Source organism: Pseudomonas fluorescens group sp. PF-69 (genome assembly GCF_054481235.1).
This window is the reverse complement of record NZ_JBTMNC010000001.1, coordinates 191,639-213,427: the sequence shown is the minus strand read 5'-3', so window position 1 is coordinate 213,427 and position 21,789 is coordinate 191,639. Positions and strand designations below refer to the sequence as shown.

The 21,789-nt window shown below is 59.6% G+C and carries 18 protein-coding genes; 10 read left to right on the top strand and 8 right to left on the bottom strand.

All coding sequences use genetic code 11. From position 1 onward, the window contains the following. Positions 1–76: 76 nt before the first annotated feature. Positions 77–2,668 carry a glycosyltransferase gene (locus ACX3YF_RS01040; protein ID WP_130209658.1) on the bottom strand — a complete coding sequence of 864 codons (2,592 nt, stop codon included), beginning with the start codon at positions 2,666–2,668 and terminating at the stop codon, positions 77–79. A gap of 224 nt (positions 2,669–2,892) precedes the next feature. On the opposite strand from ACX3YF_RS01040, the gene tcdA reads away from it, so the two are divergent. Further along, complete coding sequence (gene tcdA, locus ACX3YF_RS01035; RefSeq protein ID WP_189340452.1) at positions 2,893–3,705, top strand: tRNA cyclic N6-threonylcarbamoyladenosine(37) synthase TcdA; 813 nt, start codon at positions 2,893–2,895, stop codon at positions 3,703–3,705. Between the two features lie 100 nt (positions 3,706–3,805). Here the strand turns inward: tcdA and ACX3YF_RS01030 are convergent, their stop codons facing one another. The 4 genes from ACX3YF_RS01030 to ACX3YF_RS01015 form a co-directional block, all read right to left on the bottom strand. After that, positions 3,806–4,210 carry a SufE family protein gene (locus tag ACX3YF_RS01030; RefSeq protein ID WP_198132745.1) on the bottom strand — a complete coding sequence of 135 codons (405 nt, stop codon included), beginning with the start codon at positions 4,208–4,210 and terminating at the stop codon, positions 3,806–3,808. After that, positions 4,207–5,412, bottom strand: a complete 1,206-nt coding sequence (locus ACX3YF_RS01025) for an aminotransferase class V-fold PLP-dependent enzyme (protein WP_448645898.1) — start codon at positions 5,410–5,412, stop codon at positions 4,207–4,209. Before ACX3YF_RS01025 ends, ACX3YF_RS01030 begins: the two co-directional genes overlap by 4 nt. A 162-nt stretch (positions 5,413–5,574) precedes the next feature. Further along, the gene (gene dapD / locus ACX3YF_RS01020) at positions 5,575–6,609 is read right to left on the bottom strand and encodes a 2,3,4,5-tetrahydropyridine-2,6-dicarboxylate N-succinyltransferase (protein WP_130209666.1); all 1,035 of its coding nucleotides are present in this window, start codon (positions 6,607–6,609) and stop codon (positions 5,575–5,577) included. A gap of 32 nt (positions 6,610–6,641) precedes the next feature. Next, positions 6,642–7,004: an ArsC family reductase gene (locus ACX3YF_RS01015; protein ID WP_008057297.1), complete on the bottom strand. Its 363-nt coding sequence runs from the start codon at positions 7,002–7,004 to the stop codon at positions 6,642–6,644. A gap of 304 nt (positions 7,005–7,308) precedes the next feature. On the opposite strand from ACX3YF_RS01015, the gene ACX3YF_RS01010 reads away from it, so the two are divergent. Beyond that, a complete protein-coding gene (locus ACX3YF_RS01010) occupies positions 7,309–8,940 on the top strand; it encodes a Na+/H+ antiporter (RefSeq protein ID WP_448645899.1) in 1,632 nt (543 codons plus the stop codon). Positions 8,941–8,979: 39 nt separating this feature from the next. Here ACX3YF_RS01010 and dapC read toward each other — a convergent pair whose 3' ends face one another. The 3 genes from dapC to map form a co-directional block, all read right to left on the bottom strand. Next, complete coding sequence (gene dapC / locus ACX3YF_RS01005) at positions 8,980–10,179, bottom strand: succinyldiaminopimelate transaminase (RefSeq protein WP_130209670.1); 1,200 nt, start codon at positions 10,177–10,179, stop codon at positions 8,980–8,982. Positions 10,180–10,361: 182 nt separating this feature from the next. Then, positions 10,362–13,064, bottom strand: a complete 2,703-nt coding sequence (locus ACX3YF_RS01000) for a [protein-PII] uridylyltransferase (protein WP_130209672.1) — start codon at positions 13,062–13,064, stop codon at positions 10,362–10,364. A gap of 45 nt (positions 13,065–13,109) precedes the next feature. Beyond that, complete coding sequence (gene map, locus ACX3YF_RS00995; protein WP_047526297.1) at positions 13,110–13,892, bottom strand: type I methionyl aminopeptidase; 783 nt, start codon at positions 13,890–13,892, stop codon at positions 13,110–13,112. 371 nt (positions 13,893–14,263) lie between these two features. On the opposite strand from map, the gene rpsB reads away from it, so the two are divergent. From rpsB to rseP, 8 genes are all read left to right on the top strand, one after another. Further along, positions 14,264–15,001, top strand: coding sequence for a 30S ribosomal protein S2 (gene rpsB / locus ACX3YF_RS00990; protein ID WP_008057307.1), 738 nt, complete (start codon positions 14,264–14,266; stop codon positions 14,999–15,001). A 191-nt stretch (positions 15,002–15,192) separates the two neighbouring features. Next, positions 15,193–16,059: a translation elongation factor Ts gene (tsf, locus tag ACX3YF_RS00985; RefSeq protein ID WP_130209676.1), complete on the top strand. Its 867-nt coding sequence runs from the start codon at positions 15,193–15,195 to the stop codon at positions 16,057–16,059. Positions 16,060–16,271: 212 nt separating this feature from the next. Continuing rightward, complete coding sequence (gene pyrH, locus ACX3YF_RS00980; RefSeq protein ID WP_003222124.1) at positions 16,272–17,015, top strand: UMP kinase; 744 nt, start codon at positions 16,272–16,274, stop codon at positions 17,013–17,015. After that, positions 17,012–17,569: a ribosome recycling factor gene (gene frr / locus ACX3YF_RS00975; protein ID WP_008000041.1), complete on the top strand. Its 558-nt coding sequence runs from the start codon at positions 17,012–17,014 to the stop codon at positions 17,567–17,569. The genes pyrH and frr overlap by 4 nt, the downstream gene beginning before the upstream one ends. 13 nt (positions 17,570–17,582) lie before the next feature. Beyond that, positions 17,583–18,338, top strand: coding sequence for a polyprenyl diphosphate synthase (uppS, locus tag ACX3YF_RS00970; protein ID WP_130209678.1), 756 nt, complete (start codon positions 17,583–17,585; stop codon positions 18,336–18,338). Continuing rightward, complete coding sequence (locus ACX3YF_RS00965; RefSeq protein WP_130209680.1) at positions 18,338–19,144, top strand: phosphatidate cytidylyltransferase; 807 nt, start codon at positions 18,338–18,340, stop codon at positions 19,142–19,144. Before uppS ends, ACX3YF_RS00965 begins: the two co-directional genes overlap by 1 nt. Further along, a complete protein-coding gene (ispC, locus tag ACX3YF_RS00960; protein ID WP_458973295.1) occupies positions 19,141–20,331 on the top strand; it encodes a 1-deoxy-D-xylulose-5-phosphate reductoisomerase in 1,191 nt (396 codons plus the stop codon). The genes ACX3YF_RS00965 and ispC overlap by 4 nt, the downstream gene beginning before the upstream one ends. Positions 20,332–20,383: 52 nt before the next feature. Then, positions 20,384–21,736, top strand: coding sequence for a sigma E protease regulator RseP (rseP, locus tag ACX3YF_RS00955; RefSeq protein ID WP_448645903.1), 1,353 nt, complete (start codon positions 20,384–20,386; stop codon positions 21,734–21,736). Positions 21,737–21,789: the final 53 nt, after the last annotated feature.

Here is a 21,789-nt window from a genome sequence, read left to right as displayed (position 1 = left end):
CCAAGCCCTGCAAAATGGCGGTTATCTTAAAGCAAAACGGCGACCATAGGCCGCCGTTTAGTGCATCCGCGAAGATTTAGACCGCAGGTGCCGTTGCCGTCTCGGCCACGGGTTTTGGCAGCGACGACAGGAACGCCATGATCAGCGCCGCGAGGTAAGGCAGCGATTGCACCAGCAACATGGTCACCCAGAAGCGCATGTCGTTGCTCGGCATGCCGTTGACCAGGAAGATCCCCAGCGCCGCGCCCCATAGCAGCAGCATGATGAACACCTCTTCGCGCGCTTCCGAGATCGCCACCCAGAAGCCGTGGTTATCGGCATTCTTCGGCGTACGGAAGAACGGAATGCTGCTGGTGAAGAAGCCGTACAGCACCGCTTTGGCGATGGTGTGCGACAACGCCAGCCCGGCCAGGGCCGCGCAGAACGCGTCTTTCAGGTTCACGCCCACCGCACGGCGGTAGAGGAAGATGATCTTGCCGACCTTGAACACGAACAGTGCCAGAGGCGGGATGGCGAAGATCAGCAGCGGCGGATCGACCCGTTGCGGCACGATGATCATCGCCGCCGACCACAGCAGTGCACCGACGGTGAAGAAGATGTTCATGCCGTCCGCCACCCACGGCAACCAGCCCGCGAGGAAGTGATAACGCTGGCCGCGGGTCAGTTCGGTGTCCTTGCCGCGCAGCAGGCTGGCGGTGTGGCGCTTGATGATCTGAATGGCACCGTAGGCCCAGCGGAACCGCTGTTTCTTGAAGTCGATAAAGGTGTCGGGCATCAGGCCCTTGCCGTAACTGTCGTGGTAGTACGCCGCCGACAAACCTTTTTCGAACACCCGCAGACCCAGCTCGGCGTCCTCACAGATGCACCAGTCGGCCCAGCCCAGTTCTTCGAGCACCGAGCGACGGGTCATGGTCATGGTGCCGTGCTGGATGATCGCGTCACGGTCGTTGCGGGTGACCATGCCGATGTGGAAGAAGCCTTTGTATTCCGCGTAGCAGAGCTTCTTGAAGGTGCTTTCGTTCTGGTCGCGATAGTCCTGCGGCGATTGCACCACGGCGATTTTCGGATCGGCGAAGTGCGGCACCATGTGCTTGAGCCAGTTCGGGTGCACGCAGTAGTCCGAGTCGATGACCGCGATGACTTCGGCGTCCTTGGCGGTATGCGGAATCAGGTAATTCAGCGCGCCGCCCTTGAAGCCGGCCAATGGCGCGACGTGGAAGAATTTGAAGCGCGGGCCGAGGGTTTCGCAGTAGTCGCGCACCGGTTCCCAGACCGCCGGGTCCTTGGTGTTGTTGTCGATGATCAGGACTTCGAAGTCCGGATAGTCGAGGTTGGCCAGGGCGTCGAGGGTCTGTTTGACCATCTCGGGCGGCTCGTTGTAGCACGGCACGTGAATCGACACTTTGGGGCGGTAGCTCGAATCACCGACCACCGGCAGGAATTCCCGGCGGCGCTTGTGAATCCACACCGCCTCGGCCAGTTCATGGGCCTCGGTGAGCAGCACGATGAACACCCCGAGCGCACCGAGGGCGAGCAGGAAGCCCACCGTCAGGCTGAACCAGGTGCTGTATTGCTGGCTGTAGTCATAACCGATCCACACCAGCACCGAACCGCAGAGGAACGCGATGAACGTCAGGAAGGTACGGCCGCGTTGGCGCAGGGCCGAGCCGTCAATCATCAGCAGGGTCAGCGACAGCAGTGCCAGCACCACCGAGCCGATGGCCAGTACGCGCCATTGCGGAATGGCGACGACCGGGCCTTCGAAGTTGAATTTCTGCTGGCGCGCGGCGTTGAACACGCCCCAATACGCTCCCACCGAACCTTCGTCGCTGGCCTTCCAAGGCTGGTCAAAGGCCTCGATCACGAAGTAGTTGAAGCCCTGGCGGTTGAGTTTGTTGACCAGGTTGCGCAAGTAGATCGCCTGGTCTGCCGGCGACGCATCGGCGCCCCCACGCATGCGGCCGTTGCTCGGCCAGCCCACTTCAGACAGCAGCAGCGGCTTTTTCGGGAACAGCTTTTTCAGGTCGCGGGCGCGGTCCAGAACGAACTGCTGGGCCTTGTCCACCGGGATAAATTCCCAATAAGGAAGAACGTGGGCGGCGATCAGGTCGACGTGCTTGGCCAGTTCGGGGTGTTCTTCCCAGACATGCCACTGCTCGGACGTGGTGACCGGCACCTTCACGGCGGCACGAACGCGGTCCAGCATTACGCTGAGTTCCTGTGCGGTAATTTCCTTACGGAAAATCGCCTCGTTGCCTACGACCACACGCACGACGCTGCGCGAGGTGTTGGCCAGTTCGATGGCCCGGGCGATTTCTCGCTCATTGCGCTCCTGGTCCGGGCTGATCCAGATCCCCAGGGTCACCCGCAGGCCGAATTCTTCCGCGAGCTTGGGGATGTCCTCCAGCGTGCCGTCGACCGAGTAAATACGGATGTTGTCCGTCAGCTTGCTCATGATCTCCAGATCACGCCGCATCTGGTCGTCAGTGGGGTACTGGTCCTTCTGTGGGAATTGGCCCTGCTGGAACGGCGAATAGGAGAAGCCGGAAATCTGTTCAGGCCAGTTGGGAGCGGTGACCGGGCGATTGATCAGCGCCCAGAAGCCGGTAAACAAGGCAGCGATGGCGAGCACCACCACCAGATTGAGTCCAAATTTACGCGATGACATAGCTATTTCGGGTTCCAAAGGCTGTGGAACGAAGGAACGGTTGGCTACCGCCAAGGGGCGCGCATCCTACACCGGCAGATCGCTGAACGTACATCGGACAGGGAAATGCCCGACATTGGGCAATGTGCTCTCACATAAGTTCTTACACTTGTAGCTTGAAAGTTAAATCTTATTAGAAGGCCGGACACCCTCTATAATGCGCGCCGGTTTTTGGGGTAATGGTCATGAGTACAGAAGATCCGCGGTTTGCTGGTATTGCCCGTTTGTATGGCATCGAAGGCCTTGAGCGCCTGCGCGCGGCCCATGTGGCGATCGTCGGCGTCGGTGGCGTAGGTTCCTGGGCGGCGGAAGCCATGGCGCGTAGCGGCGTGGGCGAGATTTCGCTGTTCGACCTGGACGACGTCTGCGTCAGCAACGCCAACCGCCAGTTGCATGCGCTGGACAGCACCGTTGGCAAGCCCAAGGTCGAAGTGATGGCCGAGCGCCTGCGCGGGATCAACCCGGACTGCACCGTGCACGCGGTGGCGGATTTCGTGACCCGCGAGACCATGGCCGAGTACATCACGCCGAACATCGACTGCGTGATCGACTGCATCGACAGCGTCAATGCGAAGGCGGCGCTGATCGCCTGGTGCAAGCGCCGCAAGATCCAGATCATCACCACCGGCGGCGCGGGCGGGCAGATTGATCCGACACTGATCCAGGTCTGCGACCTGAACCGCACCTTCAATGACCCATTGGCTTCGAAAGTGCGCTCGACCCTGCGCCGCGACTATGGCTTCTCGCGCACCGTGACCCGCCATTACAGCGTGCCCTGCGTGTTTTCCACCGAGCAACTGCGCTATCCGAAACCGGACGGCAGCATTTGCCTGCAGAAGAGTTTTGTCGGCGACGGCGTGAAGCTCGACTGCGCCGGCGGGTTCGGCGCGGTGATGATGGTGACGGCGACGTTCGGCATGGTCGCAGCGACCAAGGCGGTGGACAAGATTGTGGCGGGGGTACGGCGGCCAGCGGATCGGGTCAAACCTGAGGTTTGATGGTTGTTGCTGATGGCTTCATCGCGAGCAGACTCGCTCCCACATTGGATAGGCGTCGAATACAGATCCCTGGTGGGAGCGAGCCTGCTCGCGATGGCTATTAACCTGCCAAGTCACGCATCCGCTGTAAAACAGCGTTCAAACCATTGCTACGGGACTGGGACAACTGGCGACCGAGCCCCAGCTGATTGAACCAGTCCGGCAAATCCACCTGTCGCAACTCAACCGCCGACAAGCCGTTGACCCGTGCCAGCAGCAGCGCCACCAATCCGCGAATCAACCGCGCATCGCTGTTGGCACTGAACTGCCAATGACCGTCGTGCAGCGCGCCCACCAGCCATACCTGGCTTTCACAGCCGTGCACGCGGTTGGCGTCGACTTTATCCTCATCGCTCAACGCTGGCAGGCGTTCGCCCCATTGCATCAACAGGCGTGCCCGTTGTTCCCAACCGGGGGCATTCTGAAAGGCGTGCAGGGCGGTCACGGCATCGACGGGCAAACTCATCGCAGCAACTCCAGTGCCTGATCCAGGGCTTCAAAGAAGCGCTCAAGGTCTTCAGAGTCATTGTATAACCCCAGCGACACCCGAATCGCTCCGGCCAGTTGAAGGCTTTTCAGCAACGGCATGGCGCAGTGATGACCGGCGCGAACGGCGATCCCTTGCTCGGTCAGCAAGTGGGCCAGATCAGAGTTATGCACACCCTCGACGGTAAAACTGGCCAATGCCACTTGCGGCGTGCCCAGCAGGCGGATGCCGTTGCGTGCCTCAAGGCCTTTGAGCAGATAGTCATGCAGCGCCGCTTCATGGGCGGATACGGCGTTCTGATCGAGCCCGGCGAGGTAATCCAGAGTCGCGCCCAGACCGATCACGCTGGCAATCGGCGGTGTGCCTGCTTCAAACCCCAGCGGTGCAGGGCGAAAGCGTGCGTCGTGGTAGTTGGCGTCCAGCACCATCTCGCCGCCGAACTGCCATGGCGCAAGCTGTTGCAAAGCTTCATTGCGCCCGAACAGCACGCCCAGGCCATCAGGGCCATAGAGCTTGTGGCTGGAAAACACATAGAAGTCGCAACCCAGTGCCTGGACGTCGTGTCGACCATGGACCACGCCTTGGGCACCGTCGATCACGGTCAGGGCGTTGTGCGCCTTGGCCATCGCCAACAGTGCGGGCAATGGTTGCCAGGCGCCGAGCACGTTGGACAACTGGCTGACCGCCAACAGGCGAGTGCGCGGGCCGATCAATTGCGCCGCGGCTTCGAGTTCGATCAGACCGTCGGCGTTCAGCGGCAGGATCACCAGTTTCAATGCGCGACGCTTTGCCAGTTGCTGCCACGGCAGCAGGTTGGCGTGATGCTCCAGGGCGCTGATGACAATTTCATCGCCCGGGTTGAATAGGTGTTCCAGGCCATAGGCCAGGAGATTCAGCGCAGACGTCGCGCCGTGGGTGAAGATAATTTGCCCGCAGTTCCCGGCATTGAGCCACTGGGCGACTTTGCTGCGGCTGTCCTCGAAGGCCTGGGTGGCGTGGGCGCCCGGCAGGTGTTGCGCCCGATGCACGTTGGCCGCGCCGTTGGCGTAGTAATGCGTGAGGGCATCGAGCAGGGCTTGAGGTTTTTGCGTGGTGGCGGCGCTGTCCAGATAGGTCTGGTCTTGCCGTTGCAGCGCGGCGATGGCCGGAAAGTCGGCGCGCCAGGGAGAGGGAATCATCATGCTTTTGAGCCCTGTTGAACTTGGGCGGGCGTACGCCAGACACCTGTGGGAGCGAGCCTGCTCGCGATGAACGTGAACGGTAACGCGCATTATCTGGATAACCGCGTTGCCCTTGCGTTTTTCGCGAGCAGGCTCGCTCCTACAGGTGAACTTGTGTGACGCTTAGTTATGAGCGTGCAGTGCTTCGTTCAGTTCGATCGCCGATTTGTGGGTTTTGCACTCCACGGCACCGGTTTCCGAATTGCGACGGAACAGCAGGTCAGGCTGACCGGCCAGTTCACGTGCCTTGACCACTTTGACCAGCTGGTTTTTCTCGTCCAGCAGGGCCACTTTGGTGCCAGCGGTCACGTACAGGCCCGATTCAACGGTGTTGCGGTCGCCCAACGGGATACCGATACCGGCGTTGGCGCCGATCAGGCAGCCTTCGCCAACCTTGATCACAATGTTACCGCCGCCCGACAGGGTGCCCATGGTCGAGCAACCGCCGCCCAGGTCAGAGCCTTTGCCAACGAACACGCCAGCCGATACACGGCCTTCGATCATGCCCGGGCCTTCGGTGCCGGCGTTGAAGTTGACGAAACCTTCGTGCATCACGGTGGTGCCTTCGCCAACGTAAGCGCCCAGGCGCAGACGTGCCGCGTCAGCGATACGCACGCCGGCCGGTACGACGTAGTCGGTCATTTTCGGGAACTTGTCCACCGAGAACACTTCGAGCAATTCGCCGCGCAGGCGGGCTTCCAGTTGATGCTCGGCCAGTTCGGCCAGGTCGATCGCACCCTGGCTGGTCCACGCTACGTTCGGCAGCAGCGGGAACACACCGGCCAGGTTCAGGCCGTGCGGCTTGACCAGGCGATGGGACAGCAGGTGCAGCTTGAGGTAAGCCTCAGGCGTGGAAGTCAGTTGAGCGTCTTCGGCCAGGATGGTCGCAACCAGCGGCTTGTGGCTCTCGGCCAGACGGGTCAGTAGGGCGGCCTGGGCAGCGTCGACAGCTTTGACCGCTTCAGCCAGTTGCGAAGCCTGTGCGGTGGTGAAGGCGATGGCCTGGTTGCCTTCGGTGTAGCCCAGAACCGGGGCGATGGCAGCGATCAGTTCGGCGGACGGATTAAGCAATGGCTGCGCGTAAAACACTTCCAGCCATGCGCCTTGACGGTTTTGAGTGCCGACACCAAAGGCCAGGCTGAACGGGGTAGTGGACATGTTGATACCTCTAGCAAATTGGAACGGGCTGCCTACTTGAGTGCTGCCGCGTAGATATCTGGCTTGAAGCCAATCAGGGTTCGGTCACCGAGATCGAGCACCGGGCGCTTGATCATCGAAGGTTGTGCGAGCATCAGCTCGATGGCTTTCGACTGGTCGAGATCGGCTTTGCGTTCGTCGTCGAGCTTGCGAAAGGTCGTGCCTGCACGGTTCAACACCACTTCCCAGCCGTGCTCGTTGCACCATTGGGTCAGGTGTTCACGGTCGATACCGACCGCTTTGTAATCATGGAAGTCATAGCTGACAGCGTGTTCATCAAGCCAGGTGCGCGCCTTTTTCATGGTGTCGCAGGCTTTGATGCCGAAAAGGTGCAACGTTTTACTTGAAACGGTCAAGGACTCGCCCCCTTTACAGATGCCGGAAATAAAAGGTTCGGGATTATGCCATGACCGGACGGTTTCGCGTCGGCTGTGGTCGGGTTTGTCTTTATCACCTGCATGAAACCCTGTAGGAGCGAGCCCGCTCGCGATGAACTCGAGAACACCACGGGGTGTCAGTTTGGTGGCGTCATTGTTGGCGACCCTCGCGAGCGAGCTCGTTCCTACAGGACCGCGTGCGACATTGGTGCAAAGGTCAGTGCACAGTCTAAGCGGCTAATATGGCACTTCAATGCTGTCGTTTGTCCGGGAACCCTGCGTTATGCAAACCGCCTACACCGTGCTGATCATGCTGATGTTGGTCGGCGTTTCACGCCTGATCGGACGGGTGATCCCGTTGCCGTTGCCTTTGGTGCAGATTGGCGCAGGTGCCTTGCTCGCCTGGCCGACACTCGGGCTGCACGTCGCCCTTGATCCTGAGCTGTTTCTGTTTCTGTTCCTGCCACCGCTGTTGTTTTCCGATGGCTGGCGCATGCCCAAGCGTGAGTTCTGGCGCTTGCGCGGGCCGATTTTGACGCTGGCGGTGGGCCTGGTGTTGTTCACGGTGGTCGGTGCGGGGTATTTCATTCATTGGTTATTGCCGAGCATTCCGTTGGCCGTGGCGTTTGCACTGGCGGCGGTGCTGTCGCCGACCGATGCCGTGGCGGTGTCGGCGATCTCCCAGAACCGCTTGCCGACGCCATTGATGCACATGCTGCAGGGCGAGGCGCTGATGAACGATGCGTCGGGTCTGGTGACCTTCAAGTTTGCCTTGGTGGCCGCCGTGACAGGCGTGTTCTCGCTGGCCAATGCCAGTGTCACTTTCGTGCTGGTGGCAATTGGAGGCCTGGCCACGGGCGTGGCGTTGAGCTGGCTGGTGGGGCGCTTGCGCTCATGGATGGTCGCCCGCGGTTGGGATGATCCGGCCACGCATGTGGTTTTCATGTTGCTGCTGCCGTTTGCCGCCTACGTGCTGGCCGAGCGGGTGGGGGTGTCGGGCATTCTGTCGGCGGTGGCGGCGGGGATGATGCAGAGCTGGCTTGACCTGCTTCCGCGCCAGACCAATACCCGCTTGCTCAATCGCAGCGTCTGGTCCTTGCTGGAGTTTGCCTTCAACGGCTTGATCTTCCTGCTGTTGGGACTGCAATTACCGGACATCATCAAAGCCGTGGCCAGCCACGAAACATCACTGTGGCCAACGTTGCTTTACCGTTGCCTGGATGTCCTCGCGATTTTCCTGGTGCTGCTGGTGTTGCGGTTTGTCTGGGTGCAGAGCATCTGGCGCCTGTCCATTTTGCTGCGACGCTGGCGCGGCGCGGATCAGATCACCCGGGTGCCCAGCGCGCGTTCCTGTTGGTTGCTGACCGTCGGTGGCGTTCGCGGCGCGGTGACATTGGCGGGTGTGCTGTCGGTGCCGATGCTCATGGGTCGCAGCGAGTTTCCTGAGCGTGACCTGCTGATCTTCATCGCGGCCGGGGTGATTCTGTTATCGCTGATCGCGGCCTGCATTGCCTTGCCGTTGCTGCTGCGCGGGATCGAAAAAAGCCCTGACGACAAGCGTCGAAATGAAGTGCGCGATGCCTGGCGCAAAACCGCCGAGGCGGCTATTCATGCGCTCGAAGCCGAAGAGGTCAACCCTCATGACGCCGCTGAATCCGCCTTATCGGCAGAGCTCAAGGCGCGGATCATGTCCGAATATCGGCATCAACTGGAGGTATACAACGATTCGGCTGAAGCCCAGGCGCTGGCGTTTCAGATGGATTTGCTGGAGCGGCGTCTGCGCTTGAAAGCGCTGCGGGCGCAGCGTCTGGAGTTGTATAGCCTCAGCCGTCATCACCAGATTGGTGATGACGTCTTGCGTGAGGTGTTGAGTGAGCTGGACCTGAGTGAAGCGAAACTCGGACAGGTCAAATAACCCTTGTAGGAGCAAGCTCGCCGCTACAGGGGACGCGTGCTATTTACGACGCTGGATGAAGTCGCGGATACGTTCCGCGGCTTCGACGCATTCGGCCAGCGGTGCGACCAGTGCCATGCGCACACGGCCTGCGCCCGGGTTGACGCCATCGACATCCCGCGACAGGTAGGAACCTGGTACCACGGTCACGTGCTCCTGTTCGAACAGGTCGCGGCAGAAGGCAGCGTCGTCACCGGCCACATTCGGCCACAAGTAAAAACCGCCATCCGGGCGCTGCACGTCCATGACCGGGCTGAGGATTTCCAGCACCGCATCATACTTCTCGCGGTACAGCGCACGGTTGGCGCGCACGTGCACTTCGTCGTTCCACGCGGCGACGCTGGCCAGTTGGGTTTGCACCGGCATCGCGCAGCCGTGGTAGGTGCGATACAGCAGAAAGCCCTTGAGAATGTCCGCATCACCGGCGACAAAACCCGAACGCAGGCCTGGCAGGTTCGAGCGCTTGGACAGGCTGTGGAATACCACGCAACGCTTGAAGTCCTTGCGGCCCAGTTTCACGCAGGCACTCAACAAACCGGGCGGCGGGGTTTGTTCGTCGAAGTACAGTTCGCTGTAGCACTCGTCGGCAGCGATCACGAAGTCGTATTCATCGGCCAGGGCGATCAGCTTTTTCAGGGTGTCGACCGGGATCAGCGCGCCGGTCGGGTTGCCTGGCGAGCACAGGAACAGGATCTGGCAGCGTTTCCAGATGTCCGGTGAAACGGCATCGAAGTCCGGGTTGAAGCCGTTTTCATCCAGGCATGGCAGGTAATGCGGCTTGGCACCGGCCAGGAACGCCGCGCCTTCGTAGATCTGATAGAACGGGTTCGGGCTGACCACCAGCGCATCGTCGCCACGGTTGACCACGGTCTGGGTGAAGGCGAACAGCGCTTCACGGGTGCCATTGACCGGCAGCACGTTGCGCGCCGGGTCAATCCAGCCGTTCGGGACGTTGAAGCGACGCTCGCACCATGCCGCAATGGCTTCGCGCAGGGCCGGGATGCCGAGGGTGGTCGGGTACACGGCCATCTGATCCAGATTGCTTGCCAGGGCTTCGGCGACAAAGCTTGGCGAGCGGTGTTTCGGCTCGCCAATGGACAGCGCGATGGCGCGTTTTTCCGGGTTTGGCGTGACGCTGCCGAGCAGGGCGCGGAGCTTTTCGAAAGGGTAGGGCTGGAGCTGGGTCAGAGCGTTGTTCATCGGTAGATCTCGTTCGGTGCGGGGTGTGGACAACCCTTGTTTCCTGTGGGAACTGGCTTGTCAGCGATGGTCGTTAACAATAACGCGTGCTTGCCGGCTAAACGCGGTGATCTTGAGTCCATCGCTGGCAAGCCCGCTCCTACAAAGAACGGGCTCGTTCCCACAGGGGAAAATTTGTCATGTCAGATACTGATGCGCGACAGTTTGATATCGGGTTCCTGAGTGACGCTCAACTGCTCGACGATTGCATCCTGTAACCGGCTGCACAGTTGCGGGTCGGATAACGGCTGGTTGTTGGCGTCGGTAATGAAGAAGACGTCTTCCACCCGTTCGCCCAGGGTCGCAATCTTGGCGTTTTGCAGCGACAGGTCGAACTCCAGGAAGATCGTACCGATTCGCGCCAGCAGGCCGGGGCGGTCGGGCGCGGTCAGTTCAAGCACGGTGACCGGGCGTTGTGCATCGTTATGGATCGTGACCTGCGGCGCGAAGGCAAAATGCTTGAGCTGGCGCGGTACCCGGCGCTGGATGATAGTCGGGTAGTCGGCCGGGTTTCGCAGGGCTTCGGTCAGGCCTTCGCGGATCTCCTTGACCCGTGCCGGATTATCGCCGATCGAGTCGCCATCCGCGTCGAGCACGATGTAGGTGTCGAGGGTGAACTGGCTGCTGGAGGTGATGACCCGGGCGTCGTGGATGTTCAGGTTGAGCTGATCCATCGCGGCCACGGTCACGGCGAAGAAGTCGTGCTGGTCGGGTGCGTAGATGAAGATTTGCGTGCCACCCTCGAACTCGCGCTGAGTGGTCTCCTTGATCAGCACCAGTGGCCCGCCATCGGCTGGCTGCTGGAGGATCGCATCACTGTGCCAGGCCACGTCGCCAGCGGTGTGGCGCAAGAAATAGTCATCGCCCAATTGCGCCCACAACTGCTCGACGTCGTCCGGATCGGTGCCGCCGCGCACCAGAATGTCCAGGGCGGCGCTCTGGGTCTGGCGGATCTGCTCCTCGCGATCGACCGGGTTTTCCAGGCCGCGACGAAGGGCGCGCTTGGTTTCCGTGTAGAGCTGGCGCAGGAGGCTGGCGCGCCAGGAGTTCCACAGCGTCGGGTTGGTGGCGTTGATGTCGGCGACGGTCAGCACGTACAGGTAGTCGAGGCGGGTTTCGTCACCGACGATCTGTGCGAAATCGTGGATCACCTGCGGGTCGGACAAATCCTTGCGCTGGGCGGTGGTCGACATCACCAGATGGTTCTGCACCAGCCAGACGATCAGGCGACTGTCCCACACGGGGAGTTGGTGGCGCTGGCAAAAAGCTTCGGCATCCACGGCGCCGATATCCGAGTGATCGCCATGCCGGCCCTTGCCGATGTCGTGGTACAGCCCGGCCAGGTAGATCAGCTCGGGTTTGGGCAGTTTGCCCATGAGCTTGCTGGCCAGCGGGAATTTTTCCGACACCTGTGTGTATTGCAACTTACGCAGGTGCTTGATCAGGTTCAGCGTGTGTGCGTCGACCGTATAGATGTGAAACAGGTCGTGCTGCATCTGCCCGACGATGAAACCGAATTCCGGCAGATAACGCCCGAGGATGCCGTAACGGTTCATCCGTCGCAGGTTGCGATGGATGCCGATCTTGCACTTGAACAATTCGATGAACAGGCTGGTGTTGCGAATATCGTTGCGGAAATCGTCGTCGATCAGGTGCCGGTTCTCGCGCAGCAGGCGAATGGTGTCGGCACGCACGCCCTTGATTTCCGGCTGCTGGGCCATCAGCACGAAGATCTCCAGCATGGCAAACGGGGTGCGACGGAACACGTTGTCGTTGCGCGCCTCGATGTAGCCATCGTGGAGCTGGAATCGCGAGTTGATCGGCTGCGGCGGCGCTTGATCGTCCGGTGCGAGGATGACCTCCTCGAAGTGCTGGATGATCAGGTCGCTGAGCTGGGCAATGCTCATCACCACCCGGTAATACTGCTGCATGAAGTTTTCGATGGCTTGCTTGGCATCGTCGCCTTCGAACCCCAGCAGCTTGGCAATGGTGCGCTGGTGATCGAACAGCAGGCGGTCTTCCGAGCGGCCGGCGAGCATGTGCAGGGCGTAACGCACTTTCCACAGGAATTCCTGGGAAGACGCCAGCAGGGCGTTTTCGCTCTCTACCAGGAAGCCTTCGCCGGCCAGTGCGCGCAGGTTCAGGGTGCCGTACTCGCGACGAGCCACCCACAGAATCGTCTGAATATCCCGCAGGCCGCCAGGCGAGCCTTTGACGTTGGGTTCCAGGTTGTACTCGGTGTCGTTGTACTTGTGGTGACGGGCCTTCTGCTCGGCCCGCTTGGCCAGGAAGAAATCCTTGCTCGGCCACATGTGCGCAGTGCTGGTGACGTCCAGCATGCGTTGGCGCAAGCGCTCGGGGCCGGCGATGGTGCGGCTTTCCATCAGGTTGGTGATGACCGTCAGGTCGGCGCGGGCCTCCTGGGCGCATTCGTCGACCGAGCGAACGCTCTGACCGACTTCCAGGCCGATGTCCCACAGCAGCGTCAGAAAACGCTCGATGGAGTCACGGAAAATTTCATGATCGGCGCTGTCCAGCAGGATCAGCAGATCGATGTCGGAGTAGGGGTGCAATTCACCCCGACCATAGCCGCCGACCGCAACCAGCGCGATGTCGGCGTCTTCACTCCAGTCGAACTGTTCCCAGGCCTTTTGCAGGATGTTATCGACGAACCAGGCACGATCCTCGATTAACCGGCGAATGTCCCGGCCGCTGCGAAAGCGCCCGTCGAGCACCTCGCGGGCCTGGCGGATCGCCTTCTTGAAAGCCGCGATCGGGCTTGCCTTCAGGGCCAGTTCAGCCTGGAACTGGCCGCGATCGAAGAGTTCTGGATCCACCTGCGGCATCGATTGGCTTTCCTTTCTGTAAGGCTGGGAATGGAGCGGGGCGGATCAGGCCGAAACGCGCGGGATGGTGTCATCGCTGCGCAAGGTGAAGATCTCGTAACCGGTTTCGGTTACCAGCAGCGTGTGTTCCCACTGTGCCGACAGCTTGCGATCCTTGGTGATCGCGGTCCAGCCGTCGCCCAGGACCTTGGTGTCGGCCTTGCCCTGGTTGATCATCGGCTCGATGGTGAAGGTCATGCCGGCCTGAAGTTCCATGCCGGTGCCCGCGCGGCCGTAGTGCAGGATCTGTGGCTCTTCGTGGAAAACTTTACCTATGCCGTGACCACAGAATTCGCGAACCACCGAGAAACCGTTCTTTTCAGCGTGTTTCTGGATGATTTCACCGATGTCGCCGAGGCGGCAACCGGGTTTGACGATTTCAATCGCCTTGTACATGCATTCCTGGGTCACTTGGGACAGGCGCTCGGCCCAGACTGGCACGGTGCCGACGTGGAACATGCGGCTGGTATCGCCGTGGTAGCCGTCCTTGATGACGGTGACGTCGATGTTAAGGGTGTCGCCATCCTTCAGCGGCTTGTCGTTCGGGATGCCGTGGCAGACCACGTGGTTGATCGATGTGCAAATCGACTTCGGGTAGCCCTTGTAGTTGAGCGGGGCAGGGATGGCTTTCTGCTCGTTGACAATATAGTCGTGGCAGATCTGGTTCAGTTGATCGGTGGTCACACCCGGCTTGACGTATTCGGCAATCATTTCCAGCACATCGGCGGCCAGTTTGCCGGCGACGCGCATTTTTGCGATGTCCTCGGGGGTTTTGAGGGTGACGGTCATACAGGCTCTCTCTGCGCTCGATGGCGCTTTCTCAACGAAAAGGGCGTTGCGCATTCGAACTTCGCAGCCCTGAAAAACGCAATTCTAACAGACGATCGGGGCAAATCCGCCGCTCTGTGAATCGCTTCTCTCCATACAATGGTGCATTGGGGGCCGATTCCAAGGGCGGGAACTGTGTGGTTGCCAGGATTTCAGAATCCGGGTTCCGTTTTTTCCTCCCTTGTGGTATAAAATGCGCCGCTTTCCGGGGATGCCCCGAAAAGCCTAAATCCACACACGTGTCGACACGATGACCTGGGTGCCTTCAGCTGATGCTGCTGGTTGGTCATTGGGATACGTGGAGGCCAAACCCGACTTATTAAGGAACTATCATGTCCCAAGTCAACATGCGCGATATGCTGAAGGCCGGTGTGCACTTCGGTCACCAGACCCGTTACTGGAACCCGAAAATGGGTAAATACATTTTCGGCGCGCGTAACAAGATCCACATCATCAACCTTGAAAAAACCCTGCCAATGTTCAACGAAGCTCTGACTTTCGTAGAGCGCCTGGCCCAGGGCAAAAACAAGATTCTGTTCGTCGGCACCAAGCGTTCCGCTGGCAAGATCGTTGCTGAAGAAGCAGCACGTTGCGGTTCGCCGTACGTCGATCACCGCTGGTTGGGCGGCATGCTGACCAACTTCAAAACCATCCGTGCTTCCATCAAGCGTCTGCGTGACCTTGAAGTACAAGCCGAAGACGGTACTTTCGCCAAGCTGACCAAGAAAGAAGCGCTGATGCGCTCCCGTGACCTGGAAAAGCTGGATCGTTCCCTGGGTGGTATCAAGGACATGGGCGGTCTGCCAGACGCTCTGTTCGTTATCGACGTTGATCACGAGCGCATCGCGATCACCGAAGCCAACAAGCTGGGCATCCCGGTTATCGGCGTAGTCGATACCAACAGCAGCCCGGAAGGCGTTGACTACATCATCCCAGGCAACGATGACGCAATCCGCGCTATCCAGCTGTACATGGGTTCGATGGCTGACGCTGTTATCCGTGGTCGCAACAACGTTGCTGGCGGCACCGAAGTTTTCGTTGAAGAAGCTCCGGCAGCTGCAGCTGAGTAATTAACGCCCCTGGCGTTGACTCAGTAAGCAAAAAGGGGGCTTGGCCCCCTTTTTGCCACCTCGGAAACCATTTGTTGGCGCCCTCTGCTTCATCTGTAACGTGCGGCAGCTAACAAGGGTGGTTCGGGAAGAATTGAACGCCCGTTCGATCGGGTGGAATGGTTGATAACCTATCCAAGAGGAATTTTGAAATGGCAGAGATTACTGCAGCGTTGGTCAAAGAACTGCGCGAGCGTACTGGCGAAGGCATGATGGACTGCAAAAAGGCCTTGACCAAGGCTGGCGGCGACATCGAAAAAGCCATTGATGACATGCGTGCTTCGGGCGCCATCAAGGCTGCCAAGAAAGCGGGCAACGTTGCCGCTGAAGGCGCAATCGCCATCAAGGCTGACGACAAGTCTGCCGTACTGCTGGAAGTTAACTCGCAGACCGACTTCCTGGCCCTGCAAGACGACTTCAAGAACTTCGTTGCTGCCAGCGTAGAAAAAGCTTTCGCCGAAAAACTGACCGACGCAGCTCCGCTGATCGCCGCTCAGGAATCGGCTCGTGAAGCCCTGGTTGCCAAAGTTGGCGAAAACGTCAACATCCGTCGTCTGGTACGCGTAGAGGGTGACGTTGTCGGCACCTACCTGCACGGTAACAAGATCGGTGTTGCTGTTGTTCTCAAGGGCGGCGATGTACAGCTGGCCAAAGAGATCGCCATGCACGTGGCGGCAAGCAACCCTGAGTTCCTGCTGCCATCGCAGGTTTCGCCAGAGGCCATCGAGCGCGAGAAGGGTGTTTTCATGACCCTGAACGAAGACAAGATGAAAGGCAAACCAGCAGAAATCGTCGAGAAGATGATCGCTGGCCGTATCACCAAGTTCCTGGCCGAAGCCAGCCTGGTCGAGCAAGCTTTCGTCATGAACCCGGAAGTCACCGTTGGTGCCCTGGCCAAGAAAGCTGGCGCAGAAATCGTTTCCTTCACCTACTTCAAGGTCGGCGAAGGCATCGAGAAGCCAGTTGACAACTTCGCTGAAGAAGTTGCTGCTCAGGTTGCGGCTGCTTCCAAGCAATAAGACGGTTTTTTTTAACTGTCGCCCTGAAGAGGCTGCCCGCTCACGCGCGCAGCCTCTTTTCAGATGGGGCACCAATTTTTAATTGGTTTCCTTTTGGAACTGACTTACAAAGCCATGTTCCGATGGCGCTGAAGCAGCGCCAAGCTAGAGTGAACGCCAGCTGAAAACAGCTCGCAAAGAATTTTTAAAATACGCCGCAGGAGAGATTCGCAATGGCTCAGCAGGGCAGTGGTTATCAGGCTCGCTATAAACGCATTCTACTCAAGCTTAGCGGCGAGGCCCTGATGGGCTCGGAAGAGTTCGGGATCGATCCGAAAGTTCTGGATCGCATGGCGCTGGAAGTTGGCCAACTGGTCGGCATCGGTGTTCAGGTCGGTCTGGTGATCGGCGGCGGTAACCTGTTCCGCGGCGAGGCGCTGAGCAAGGCTGGCATGGATCGGGTCACGGGCGACCACATGGGCATGCTGGCCACTGTGATGAACGCCTTGGCGATGCGCGATGCGCTCGAACGTGCCAATATCTCGGCCATTGTGATGTCGGCCATTTCCATGGTTGGCGTGACCGATCACTATGATCGCCGCAAAGCCATGCGCCACCTGAACTCCAAGGACGTCGTGATTTTCGCAGCCGGCACCGGCAACCCGTTCTTTACCACGGATTCGGCAGCCTGCCTGCGTGCAATCGAAATCGATGCCGATGTCGTGCTCAAGGCGACCAAGGTCGATGGCGTCTACACCGCTGACCCATTCAAAGACCCGCATGCAGAGAAGTTCGATCATCTGACCTACGATGAAGTACTGGATCGCAAGCTGGGCGTGATGGATCTGACGGCCATTTGCCTGTGCCGCGACCACAAGATGCCATTGCGCGTATTTAACATGAACAAGCCCGGCGCCCTGCTGAACATCGTGCACGGTGGCGCTGAAGGGACCCTGATCGAGGAAGGCCAACAATGATCAACGAAATCAAGAAAGACGCTCAAGAGCGCATGCAGAAATCCGTGGAATCGCTGGCGCACAACTTCGGTCGTATTCGTACCGGCCAGGCGCATCCAAGCATTCTGGAAGGTGTCATGGTGCCGTATTACGGCTCCGACACGCCGATCAAGCAAGTTGCGAACATCACTGTCAAAGACGCTCGCACCCTGCAAGTTGTTGCCTTCGAGCGCAATATGCTGGGTGCTGTGGACAAGGCGATCGGCAGCGCTGGTCTGAACCTCAATCCGACCAACCTCGGTGAGTTGCTGCTGATTTCCATGCCTGCCCTGACTGAGGAAACCCGTAAGGGCTTCACCAAGCAGGCTCGTGATGTTGCTGAAGACGCCCGTGTTGCGGTGCGCAATATCCGTCGTGACGCGAACAGCCAGCTCAAGGATCTGGTCAAGGAAAAGGAAATCAGTGAAGACGAAGAGCGTCGCGCCACTGGCGAAATCGACGATCTGACCAAAAAGTTCGTGGCTAAAATCGATGCGGATTTGGCGCAGAAAGAAAAAGACCTGATGGCCGTATAAGGGTCACGTTTTCATGGAAAAGACCAAGCAGATTGCACCGCCTGCGGTGCCGCGCCATGTCGCGATCATCATGGATGGTAATAATCGCTGGGCGAAAAAACGCTTTATGCCGGGTATCGCCGGGCATAAAGCGGGCGTGGATGCGGTTCGTGCGGTCATCGAGGTGTGCGCCGAGGCGGGGGTCGAGGTATTGACCTTGTTCGCGTTCTCCAGTGAGAACTGGCAGCGCCCGGCCGATGAGGTCAGTGCCTTGATGGATCTGTTCTTCAAGGCATTGCGTCGTGAGGCCAAGCGCCTCAACGACAACAACATCAGCTTGCGCATCATTGGCGACCGTTCGCGTTTCCACCCGGAGCTTCAGGCTGCGATGCGTGAAGCCGAGACCATGACCGCAGGCGCCAATCGCTTCGTTCTGCAGATCGCCGCCAATTACGGCGGTCAGTGGGATATCGCGCAGGCGGCGCAGCGCCTGGCTCGGGAAGTTCAGGCGGGGCACCTGAGGCCCGAAGACATCACCCCGGAATTGTTGCAAACCTGTTTGGCTACCGGTGATCTGCCGTTACCGGACTTGTGCATCCGTACCGGTGGCGAGCACCGCATCAGCAATTTTTTGCTGTGGCAGCTGGCCTATGCCGAATTGTATTTCTCCGACCTGTTCTGGCCGGACTTCAAACACGACGCCATGCGTAATGCGCTGGCCGATTTCGCATCTCGCCAGCGTCGCTTCGGTAAAACGAGCGAGCAGGTCGAGGCTGGAGCCCGGGTTTAATGCTCAAACAACGAATCATCACCGCGCTGATCCTGCTGCCGATTGCCCTGTGCGGTTTCTTCCTTCTCGAGGGCTCTGCCTTCGCGCTGTTTATAGGGTTGGTAGTGACCCTGGGTGGCTGGGAGTGGGCTCGCCTGGCGGGTTTCAATGAGCAGTCGATGCGCATTGCCTACGCCGCAGTCGTCGCGTTGATGCTGTTTGTCATGCACCTGTTGCCGGGGCTCGCGCCCTGGATACTGGGGGCTTCGGTGCTCTGGTGGGGCATTGCGACCTATCTGGTGCTGACGTATCCACGCTCCAGCGATCACTGGGCCAGTGCGGCCTGCAAGCTGGTGATCGGACTGCTGATTCTGCTGCCGGCCTGGCAAGGCCTGGTCCTTATCAAGCAGGAGCCCCTGGGGAACTGGTTGATCATGGCGGTGATGGTGCTGGTCTGGGGGGCTGATATCGGCGCGTATTTTTCCGGTCGGGCGTTCGGCAAGCGCAAGCTGGCTCCGCTAGTCAGCCCGGGCAAAAGTTGGGAAGGCGTTTACGGTGGTTTGGCGCTGAGCCTGATCATCACTGTCCTGGTTGGGTTTTTCCGTGACTGGACGGTTGCCGAGCTGTTCAAGGGCCTGATCGGCGCGGCGTTGATCGTGTTTATTTCAGTCGTGGGCGACCTTACCGAAAGCATGTTCAAGCGTCAGTCGGGGATCAAGGACAGCAGTAATCTACTGCCGGGACACGGCGGTGTACTGGATCGGATCGACAGTCTGACCGCCGCGATTCCTGTATTTGCCGTATTGTTGTGGATGGCTGCACCGTGAGCCGCCCACAGCAGATTACCGTGTTGGGGGCGACGGGTTCGATCGGTCTGAGCACCCTCGATGTCATCGCTCGTCATCCTGCGCGCTATCAAGCTTACGCCCTGAGCGGCTTCACACGATTGAGTGAGCTGCTGGCGCTGTGCGTGCGTCATACCCCGCGATTCGCTGTAGTGCCTGAAGCGGCGGCTGCTCGAGTGTTGCAGGATGATCTGCGTGCGGCAGGTCTTTCGACCCGGGTTTTGGTGGGTGAGGAAGGTCTGTGTCAGGTCGCCGCCGGCCCTGAAGTCGATGCAGTCATGGCGGCCATTGTCGGCGCGGCGGGTTTGCGTCCGACCTTGGCTGCAGTCGAGGCCGGCAAAAAAATCCTCCTGGCCAACAAGGAAGCACTGGTGATGTCCGGTGCGTTGTTCATGCAGGCTGTGCGCAAAAGTGGCTCGGTGTTACTGCCGATCGATAGTGAGCACAACGCGATTTTCCAGTGCATGCCGCAGGATTTCGCTCGAGGCCTGGGGGCAGTCGGTGTGCGGCGGATTCTGCTGACGGCGTCGGGTGGCCCGTTCCGGCAGACGCCGATGGCTGAGCTGGCGCACGTTACCCCCGAGCAGGCCTGTGCTCATCCGAACTGGTCCATGGGGCGCAAGATTTCGGTCGACTCGGCCAGCATGATGAATAAAGGGCTCGAACTGATCGAGGCCTGCTGGCTGTTCGATGCCAAGCCTTCCCAGGTCGAAGTGGTGATTCACCCACAGAGCGTCATTCATTCGCTGGTCGACTATATCGATGGCTCAGTGTTGGCTCAATTGGGTAATCCCGACATGCGCACGCCAATCGCCCATGCGCTCGCCTGGCCGGAACGGATCGATTCGGGTGTGGCGCCACTGGATCTGTTTGCCATCGGGCGTCTGGACTTCCAGGCGCCCGATGAGGAGCGTTTTCCTTGCCTGCGCCTGGCCCGTCTGGCGGCCGAGGCAGGCAACAGTGCGCCGGCCATGTTGAATGCGGCCAATGAGGTCGCGGTTGCGGCCTTTCTCGACGGACGGGTTCGCTACCCGGAAATCGCGAGTATCATCGAGGAAACCTTGAATCTCGAGCCTGTGGTAGCAGTGGATGATCTCGCGGCAGTGTTCACGGCAGACGCGAAGGCGCGTGTGCTGGCTGAACGATGGTTGAGTCGTCACGGGCGATAAGTGTGCAATGCGTTGGCCCATGCGGCACCGGATAGGAATGCGGAGAAAATAGATGAGCGCGCTCTATATGATTGTCGGCACCCTGGTAGCTTTGGGCGTGCTGGTTACCTTCCACGAGTTCGGCCATTTCTGGGTCGCTCGTCGCTGTGGGGTCAAAGTGCTGCGCTTCTCCGTAGGCTTCGGAATGCCACTGCTACGCTGGCACGACAAGAAAGGCACTGAGTTCGTATTGGCTGCCATCCCGCTGGGTGGCTACGTCAAGATGCTTGACGAGCGTGAAGGCGAAGTGCCTGTCGATCAACTCGACCAATCCTTCAATCGAAAATCCGTCCGTCAGCGTATTGCCATCGTAGCGGCTGGGCCGATTGCCAACTTCCTGTTGGCCCTGGTGTTTTTCTGGGTGCTGGCCATGCTCGGCAGCGAGCAGGTGCGCCCGGTCATCGGGGCCGTAGAGTCTGGCAGTATCGCCGCCAAGGCCGGTTTGAGCCCGGGTCAGGAAATTGTTTCCATCGACGGTGAGCCGACTTCCGGTTGGGCTGCGGTGAATTTGCAGTTGGTCCGTCGACTTGGGGAAAGCGGTTCCCTGCAAGTGTTGGTTCGTGAACAAGGCTCCACAGTCGATTCTCCGCGTGAGCTGGCCCTTGATAAATGGCTCAAGGGGGCTGATGAGCCGGATCCGATTCGATCGCTGGGTATCCGTCCTTGGCGTCCGGCGTTGCCGCCGGTCCTGGCTGAGCTTGATCCAAAGGGCCCGGCGCAGGCTGCTGGCCTGAAAACCGGCGACCGACTGCTGGCGCTGGACAGCAAGGCGCTGGATGACTGGCAGCAAGTGGTCGACACCGTCCGTATGCGTCCTGATACCAAAATAATGCTGCGGGTCGAGCGCGATGGTGCTCGAATCGACGTCCCTGTGACACTGGCTGCGCGTGGCGACAGGAAGGCTCCGAGTGGTTACCTGGGGGCAGGGGTCAAGCCTGTCGACTGGCCGCCGGAGATGATTCGGGAGGTCAGTTACGGCCCGGTGGCCGCGATTGGGGAGGGGGCACGGCGTACTTGGACCATGAGCCTGCTGACCCTGGATTCGCTGAAGAAAATGTTGTTCGGCGAGCTCTCGGTAAAAAACTTGAGTGGACCGATAACCATTGCTAAAGTGGCGGGCGCTTCGGCCCAGTCGGGTGTTGCTGATTTCCTGAATTTCCTTGCTTATCTGAGTATTAGCTTGGGGGTTCTGAATTTGCTGCCCATTCCTGTGCTGGATGGGGGGCATTTGTTGTTTTATCTGATTGAGTGGGCGCGTGGTCGTCCCTTGTCGGATCGGGTGCAAGGTTGGGGGATACAGATCGGTATCAGTTTGGTGATCGGAGTGATGTTGCTTGCTCTGGTCAATGATCTGGGTCGTCTGTAACGTCGCTGAATTGCGAATCTGCCGCATTTTGCGGCAGTTTGTTTATTGCCAGT

What these genes read in the sequence shown, in the direction of transcription:
- ACX3YF_RS01040 (WP_130209658.1), bottom strand. Translation starts at nt 2,668, where the DNA reads ATGTCATCGCGTAAATTTGGACTCAATCTGGTGGTGGTGCTCGCCATC.
- dapC (WP_130209670.1), bottom strand. Translation starts at nt 10,179, where the DNA reads ATGAACAACGCTCTGACCCAGCTCCAGCCCTACCCTTTCGAAAAGCTC.
- map (WP_047526297.1), bottom strand. Translation starts at nt 13,892, where the DNA reads ATGACCGTCACCCTCAAAACCCCCGAGGACATCGCAAAAATGCGCGTC.
- dapD (WP_130209666.1), bottom strand. Translation starts at nt 6,609, where the DNA reads ATGTCCACTACCCCGTTCAGCCTGGCCTTTGGTGTCGGCACTCAAAAC.
- rseP (WP_448645903.1), top strand. Translation starts at nt 20,384, where the DNA reads ATGAGCGCGCTCTATATGATTGTCGGCACCCTGGTAGCTTTGGGCGTG.
- ACX3YF_RS01010 (WP_448645899.1), top strand. Translation starts at nt 7,309, where the DNA reads ATGCAAACCGCCTACACCGTGCTGATCATGCTGATGTTGGTCGGCGTT.
- rpsB (WP_008057307.1), top strand. Translation starts at nt 14,264, where the DNA reads ATGTCCCAAGTCAACATGCGCGATATGCTGAAGGCCGGTGTGCACTTC.
- tcdA (WP_189340452.1), top strand. Translation starts at nt 2,893, where the DNA reads ATGAGTACAGAAGATCCGCGGTTTGCTGGTATTGCCCGTTTGTATGGC.
- ACX3YF_RS01025 (WP_448645898.1), bottom strand. Translation starts at nt 5,412, where the DNA reads ATGATGATTCCCTCTCCCTGGCGCGCCGACTTTCCGGCCATCGCCGCG.
- uppS (WP_130209678.1), top strand. Translation starts at nt 17,583, where the DNA reads ATGGAAAAGACCAAGCAGATTGCACCGCCTGCGGTGCCGCGCCATGTC.
- ACX3YF_RS00965 (WP_130209680.1), top strand. Translation starts at nt 18,338, where the DNA reads ATGCTCAAACAACGAATCATCACCGCGCTGATCCTGCTGCCGATTGCC.
- tsf (WP_130209676.1), top strand. Translation starts at nt 15,193, where the DNA reads ATGGCAGAGATTACTGCAGCGTTGGTCAAAGAACTGCGCGAGCGTACT.
- ACX3YF_RS01030 (WP_198132745.1), bottom strand. Translation starts at nt 4,210, where the DNA reads ATGAGTTTGCCCGTCGATGCCGTGACCGCCCTGCACGCCTTTCAGAAT.
- ACX3YF_RS01000 (WP_130209672.1), bottom strand. Translation starts at nt 13,064, where the DNA reads ATGCCGCAGGTGGATCCAGAACTCTTCGATCGCGGCCAGTTCCAGGCT.
- pyrH (WP_003222124.1), top strand. Translation starts at nt 16,272, where the DNA reads ATGGCTCAGCAGGGCAGTGGTTATCAGGCTCGCTATAAACGCATTCTA.
- frr (WP_008000041.1), top strand. Translation starts at nt 17,012, where the DNA reads ATGATCAACGAAATCAAGAAAGACGCTCAAGAGCGCATGCAGAAATCC.